8 protein-coding genes are annotated in these 6,126 nt (G+C 70.5%); 2 read left to right on the top strand and 6 right to left on the bottom strand.

Annotated elements, in window-relative coordinates; genetic code table 11:
* Nucleotides 1-60: 60 nt before the first annotated feature.
* A complete protein-coding gene (locus tag VGH85_16700) occupies nt 61-543 on the bottom strand; it encodes a DoxX family protein (protein ID HEY2175447.1) in 483 nt (160 codons plus the stop codon).
* Nucleotides 544-582: 39 nt separating this feature from the next.
* Nucleotides 583-1,200 carry a hypothetical protein gene (locus VGH85_16695; protein HEY2175446.1) on the bottom strand — a complete coding sequence of 206 codons (618 nt, stop codon included), beginning with the start codon at nt 1,198-1,200 and terminating at the stop codon, nt 583-585.
* Between the two features lie 103 nt (nt 1,201-1,303).
* Between VGH85_16695 and VGH85_16690 the strand changes: the two genes are divergently transcribed.
* Both VGH85_16690 and VGH85_16685 read left to right on the top strand, forming a co-directional pair.
* A complete protein-coding gene (locus tag VGH85_16690) occupies nt 1,304-3,247 on the top strand; it encodes a thiamine pyrophosphate-binding protein (protein HEY2175445.1) in 1,944 nt (647 codons plus the stop codon).
* 79 nt (nt 3,248-3,326) lie between these two features.
* Nucleotides 3,327-3,926, top strand: a complete 600-nt coding sequence (locus VGH85_16685; GenBank protein ID HEY2175444.1) for an RNA polymerase sigma factor — start codon at nt 3,327-3,329, stop codon at nt 3,924-3,926.
* 156 nt (nt 3,927-4,082) lie between these two features.
* Here VGH85_16685 and VGH85_16680 read toward each other — a convergent pair whose 3' ends face one another.
* The 4 genes from VGH85_16680 to VGH85_16665 all read right to left on the bottom strand — a co-directional run.
* A complete protein-coding gene (locus VGH85_16680; GenBank protein ID HEY2175443.1) occupies nt 4,083-4,445 on the bottom strand; it encodes a cupin domain-containing protein in 363 nt (120 codons plus the stop codon).
* A gap of 140 nt (nt 4,446-4,585) precedes the next feature.
* Nucleotides 4,586-4,783, bottom strand: a complete 198-nt coding sequence (locus VGH85_16675) for a DUF1059 domain-containing protein (protein ID HEY2175442.1) — start codon at nt 4,781-4,783, stop codon at nt 4,586-4,588.
* 272 nt (nt 4,784-5,055) lie between these two features.
* On the bottom strand, nt 5,056-5,256 hold the full coding sequence (locus VGH85_16670; protein ID HEY2175441.1) for a hypothetical protein: 201 nt from the start codon (nt 5,254-5,256) through the stop codon (nt 5,056-5,058).
* A 591-nt stretch (nt 5,257-5,847) separates the two neighbouring features.
* Nucleotides 5,848-6,126 (bottom strand): hypothetical protein (locus VGH85_16665; protein ID HEY2175440.1); only part of this gene is annotated, 279 nt, incomplete at its 5' end.

The raw sequence follows: 6,126 nt of genomic DNA, 5'->3' as shown, positions 1-6,126 counted from the left end.
TCGGTGGGGCTGACGAGCCGGCGCCCACGCCGGTCGCCGTGGTCGCCTTCGACCGAGAGATCACCTGGCGGCGGGTTCGAACCTCACCGCGAGCCGCCGATCGAGCGCAGCGGCTCCGGGACCTGCCCAGAGCAGATAGAGCATCGCGAAAAGCAGCGTCGGGGCCAGGCCCAGGTGGATCGGGCCCCCGACCCGGACTCCGGCCGTCGCGACGGCGCCCGCCATGTTCACCGCGAGCCCCGCAGCCGCGAGTCGGGTTGCCAGCCCCAGCACCAGCATCAGCCCGCCTGCCGTCTCCAGTACCCCGACGAGGTAGATCACGGTGCTGGAGGCCGGGAACCCGTACCGCACGAACTCGGCGAGCTCCATGTCGTGGAAGGCGAACTTCGGGATCGCGAACAGCACGAACACCACGCCGGCGGCTATCCGCACGATCGCGGTCGCGATCGCCGCTCGGCCCGCGACCCGATCCCGGAAGAACGCACCCGCGACCCCACCGCGCGGTCCATGCTGAACCGGGCCGGGCTCCCCACTCACGGTCATGGTCGCCCCCTCACGGTGACCTCGTCGTCTCGGGCCGAGCTAAGCGGCCAGGCTGCGACCCTCCTCGAAGAACGCGCCGATGGCGTCGGCGTCGGGGAGGTCGTCGGCCCATCGACGGGCCCCGAAAGGAGCGTTCCAGAACTCGCCGGTCCGTGGGGTCCACGGTCCGACGTAGCCGTAGGGGCGCGCCTGGTCGGCGTCGCCCGGCGATACCCCGTAGTTGACCTCGTCCAGCGCGATCCCCAGGTCGAAGTGCTCCGGCCACAGCACCGGCTCGACGTCGGCGGCGAGGGCGCGCAGGGCCAGGTCGCCGCGGGCGAACCAGTCCTCGAGCATCTCGGCCGCCGCGACATCGATGACGAGGGCGTCGTCGGAGTCCAGCTCGGAGGCGGGCACGTAGACCCCGACCGGTGGCCCGTGGACGAGGCCGGCGGCCGCGGCGAGCTCACGGAGCGTTCCCGACAGCGGGGTCCGACCGCCGTCCCAGACGAATTCGCTGCCCTCGACCCGCGGCGCCTCCGGGACCACACCGCCGAAGCCACCCGGCGTCACGCGCAGCCGGATCGTGCCGGCTGCACGGTGCTGTGGACCGGCCACGAGCTGTTCGGCGACGGCGTGCAGCGACCGCCGGGTGGCGACCAGGGCCTGTTCGTCCATTCGTCCTCCTCGCGTAACGCCGACCGCGGTCACCGGCACTGTCGTGAGTACGTGTCATACGGAGGCGGAGGCGTTACATGAACGGCGGAACACCGGTGCCGGCGTGCGCGGGGGCGGGCGCGCGATGACCCTGTCCTGGCACCGCCTCGAGGACGTCCCGGATGAAGGACGCGTTCACACCGCGGTCGTCGATGGGCGGAGCATCGCGGTCACCCGATGCGGCGGGCGACTCGGAGCGCTCGACAACCATTGCCCCCACCAGGGTGGCCCGCTCGGCGAGGGCTCGATCGAGAACGGGATGCTGCGCTGTCCGTGGCACGGGTACGACTACGACCCGACGACGGGCCGTCCGCCGGAGGGTTTCTCCGATGCTCCCCGCGCCTTCGGCGTCGAGGAACGCGCCGACGGCGCGTACGTCGAGCTCCCCGACGTCGAGGAGCTCCCACGGACCGTGTCGGACGTGCTCGTCGAGACACTCGTGGCGTCGGGTGTCGACACCGTGTTCGGCATGGTCGGACACTCCAACCTCGGGTTCGCCGAGGCGCTGCGCAAGGCCGAGGGGCGCGGCGAGATGCGTTATATCGGGATCCGGCACGAGGGCGCCGCAGCGTTCGCGGCCTCCGCCTACGGCAAGCTCACCGGCCGGCCCGCGGTCTGTTTCGCGATCGCCGGACCCGGCTCGACGAACCTTCTCACCGGTCTGTACGACGCGCGCCTGGACGGTTCACCGGTGCTCGCGATCTCCGGACAGGTGCCCTCGAAGGTGCTCGGCCGGGGCGCGTTCCAGGACGTGGACCTCTCCGCGGTGTTCCGCGACGTGGCCCTGTCCACCGTGACGGTGCACGCCGGGTCCGACCACGCCGAGCTGGCCGCGACCGCGATCAAGCACGCCATCGACGGCCGCGGCGTCGCTCACCTCGTGCTGCCCGACGAGGTCCAGGAACATCCGTCGGACGCGCCGGCCGCGCTTCCACGCGGTCGCCGTGCCGACCGCGCCGTCACCCCGTCGACGACGACGCTGCGGGCGGCGGTGGACAAGCTCGAGAACGCCCGCCGACCGGTCATCATCGTCGGCGAGGGGGCCCGGTGCGCTGCCGCCGAGGTCCGGGAGCTCGCCGAGCGCCTCGACGCGCCGGTGCTCACCACGTTCCGCGCCAAGGGCCTGTTGCCCGATACGCACCCGCTGGGCGCCGGCGTCCTCGGGCGCTCGGGCACCCCGGTGGCGTCGTGGCTGATGAACGAGTCGGACGTCCTGCTGGTCGTCGGGGCGTCGTTCGCCAACCACACCGGGATCGCGCCGTACAAGTCGATCGTGCAGATCGATGACGCGCCTTCCGCGATCGGTCGTTTCCACCCCGTCGACGTCGCGGTGCTCGGTGACGCCGCGGTCACGCTGCAGGTCCTGCTCTCGTCGCTCGGCGTCACAGCATCCGAGGTTCAGCGCGGGGACGTGGCCACCCGGTGGTCGATCTGGCGGGCCGAGAAGGCGCGCCGCGCGGCCGACGACCGGGGTCGGGGCATCGCCAGTGCGGCCGTGTTCGAGGCGTTGTCCGAGCACTGCCCGTTCGACGCGACCATCGCGGTCGACGTCGGCAATCACGCCTACTCGTTCGGCCGCTACTTCGAGAGCGCGGGCCAGCCGGTACTCATGTCCGGCTATCTCGGATCGATCGGCTTCGGATACCCGGCGGCGATGGGTGCGTGGGCCGCCGACCCGACGCGGCCCGTGGTCGCGGTGACCGGCGACGGCGGGTTCGCCCAGTACCTCGCCGAGCTGACGACCGCGGTGAAATACGGGATCCCGGTCAAGCACGTGCTGCTCGACAACGGGGTGCTCGGCAAGATCAGCAAGGAACAGCTCGCCGGTCAGTACGCCGTCTGGCAGACCTCGCTGGTCAACCCGGACTTCGCCGACTACGCGACGCTCTGCGGCGCCACCGGCCTTCGGGCCCGGCACACCCCCGAGCTCGGTGACCGCATGAAGGCACTCTTCGCTGCCGACGGGCCGGCGCTGCTCCACGTGCACACCGACGCAGAGCTGGTGTGAGGCGCCGGGCTGTCGGCAGCGCCGGCCCTGCCGCCTCGGACGGGCCGGATTCCGGGGTGACCGGCGCTACCCTGACGGCATGCAGGCGGAGGACCCGGCCCTCCTCGCGCGTCTGCGGTCAGGCGACCAGGCTGCCTTCGCGACCGTCGTACGGCAGTGGTCGCCCGCGATGCTCCGTGTCGCCCGCCTGTACGTCCGTACCCACTCGTCGGCCGAGGAGGTCGTCCAGGAGACCTGGCTGGCGGTGCTGCGCTCGCTGCACGGGTTCGAGGGCCGCGCTGCGCTGCGGACGTGGGTCTTCCGCATCCTGCTCAACGTCGCTCGCGGCCGCGCTCGCCACGAAGAACGCCTGAACCTCGAGCTGACCGGACCGGCCGTGCCTCGGCAGCGTTCCCGTGAGCGGGATGAGTCCCACGCCGGCGGCTGGCTCGCCGACGCGGTACCCGTCGACCTCGAGCCGGAGACCGCGGCCCTGACCGCGGAGTTCCACACTGCCCTGCAACGGGCGCTCGCCGACGTTCCGGAGCGCCAGCGAGCCGTCGTCGAGCTCCGCGACGTCCAGGGCTTCGACAGCGACGAGGTGTGCGAGCTCCTCGACCTCACCCCCGCCAACCAGCGCGTGCTCCTGCACCGCGGACGGGCCAAGCTGCGGGAGACCCTCGAGGCGGTGATGGCGTGACCTGCAGCGGGACGACCCCCGCGATATCGCCTGCATCCACCTGGAGGAGCTGCTCACCGAGTACCTCGAGGATGCGCTGCATCCCGACGAGGCGGCGGCGATCGACGCGCTCGGGTCGGTGCCGGTGGCAACTTGTCGACAGCGAGACCCCGCTCGTCAGCCTTTCGCGTAGTCGGCAAAGCCCTGCCAGTCGATGACAACACACGGTGTCTGGCCGACTATCCACGCATCGTGGCCAGGAGGGCACTCCATGAAGTCACCGGGGCCGAAAGTGGCTTCCTCGCCGTCGTCCATGCGGACCGTCATCTGTCCGGAGATGACATAGCCCATGTGCGCTGCCTGGCAGCTGTCGGTCCCCGCGAGCGGCTTGATGTGCTTGGACCACTGCCATCCGGGTTCGAACGTGGCCCGGCCGACACCGCCGGTGTCGACATTCACCAGTTCTAGCTGGCCCATGCCATCGTTGAACGGCCGGACCTCCTCCGGTTTGTCCAAGCTCTTCTTCACCAGACCAGCCATCGTGATTCTCCTTTACTTGTGATCGTTGAACGTGCACGCGACCACGGTCAGCAGGTCGGACGGTGCATACGACCCGCTGCCGCGTTCGCCTGAGGGCCTTGCCGTCCGACCGGCTCGCGCCGGGTGGGCTCGCGGGGTGGTCAGGCCATGGCCGCTTCGGCGGGCTTCAGCCCGCCGCGAATACCCTCGCGAAGTTCCGGACCGTCGTCGTGGCCGTGCTTGCTCGTCGCGTGCAACACGGCAGCGTCGAGCAGATCCTCGACGTCGTCACCGGCAATCGCCAATGTGCAGTTGCTGTCGCTGGGCATATCCCGGCAGTCGATCATCATGCGGGCCATGGCAGTACCTCCGGTATCGGTTCCGAACGGGGCCGGGGTCCGGGGCAGCATTCGTGTGACTTGGATCACGCTACGCTCGCCCACAACCGCCATTCGCGTGCTCTCCTCATGCCGTCTGCCGCCGAGCTCCGTCTAGATCAAGGCAGCGACGACGACCGAGACGGCTAGCGAGACGCCGCCGGGCAGAACCAACAACCTGCTCAGCTCGCGCCGGAACCGCCCGGCGGACGCCCGTCGGTGTCGGCGCGGACGGCGGCATAGAACAGGACCACCTAGAACGCTTCAGGCGTCCCGCGCCGGGTGAAGCTGGGCCCGTCCTCGCTGGGCCCGGGCAGCAGGCCGCGAAGCGACTGGCGAGCACTGGTCGTCTTGCTGTGCAGCAGCGCCGCCTCGATGCCGCGGTGCGTCCGCTGGGGATCCGCGACGTCCACGACGACCCGATGGAACGGACGTCCCGAAAGGTAGACGACCACGACGTAGTCACCCCGGCGAACGCCCCAGAGCTGTCGGCGCTCTCCGACGCCCCAAGAGCCTGCGCGGAGCCGCCCGGGCCACCATGACCCGGGGCAGGGAAGGCGAGGGCTTGAGGCGACGGCGTCGTTCCGGGTCATCACCCGCGACCCGACGATCCGCTCGAAGGGCACGTGGAGCCCCCGAGAGCACGCGGCGATCCGGTCAGGTCCCGTGAACTGCACTCGGAGCCCGGTCTGCATGACGACGAGGCTGATGGCCATAGGCACCTCAACTCTTTGGCGGGCAGGCGTATCGCCTGCCTGTCAGCGCCACCCCCGGGGTGTCGAGGACGAACTGGGTCCTCACCGTGTCGTCGCATGCGACGCCAGAGTTACCCGCGCTGCGGCTCCGCGGGCCGGGTTCGTCCCGGCGTTGGTGTCGCTGTCGTCATTCGGAGGTGGCAATACACCCGCACCGTCGAGCTGCGCATGGCCTGCTCAGGCTCGCGGACGCGGCGTTCATGCACCTCGCGGACACCCTGGCCGCCGACTTTCGGGTCGACGGGGTGGCGCATCCGGGCTCCTAGCCCCCACTCGGCCCCAGCCGGGCCGTCAGTGGCTCGAGAGCACCTGGCTGTCGCCGGTCTTCCAGCTGGTATCTGCTTTCGCGGGAGTCGTGTACGGGTTCGCCCTGCTCCCCGGAGCGTTGACCGAACGCCAGACCGGACACACCGGGGCGGTGATGAGGCAGTTGATCAGAGAGCTCTTGCCCTGTTTGAACTCGCCGACGACGTACACCGTCACCGACGTGTCGGACAACAGGTGCCGGGCACCGGTCAGTCGCTCGACGAGATCCTCCCGCTCGTAGGCGGTGGCTCCCTTGACCGCGAG

This window comes from Mycobacteriales bacterium (assembly GCA_036497565.1).
Taxonomy (GTDB): domain Bacteria; phylum Actinomycetota; class Actinomycetes; order Mycobacteriales; family QHCD01; genus DASXJE01.
This window is presented reverse-complemented; position numbering and strand designations above follow the sequence as displayed.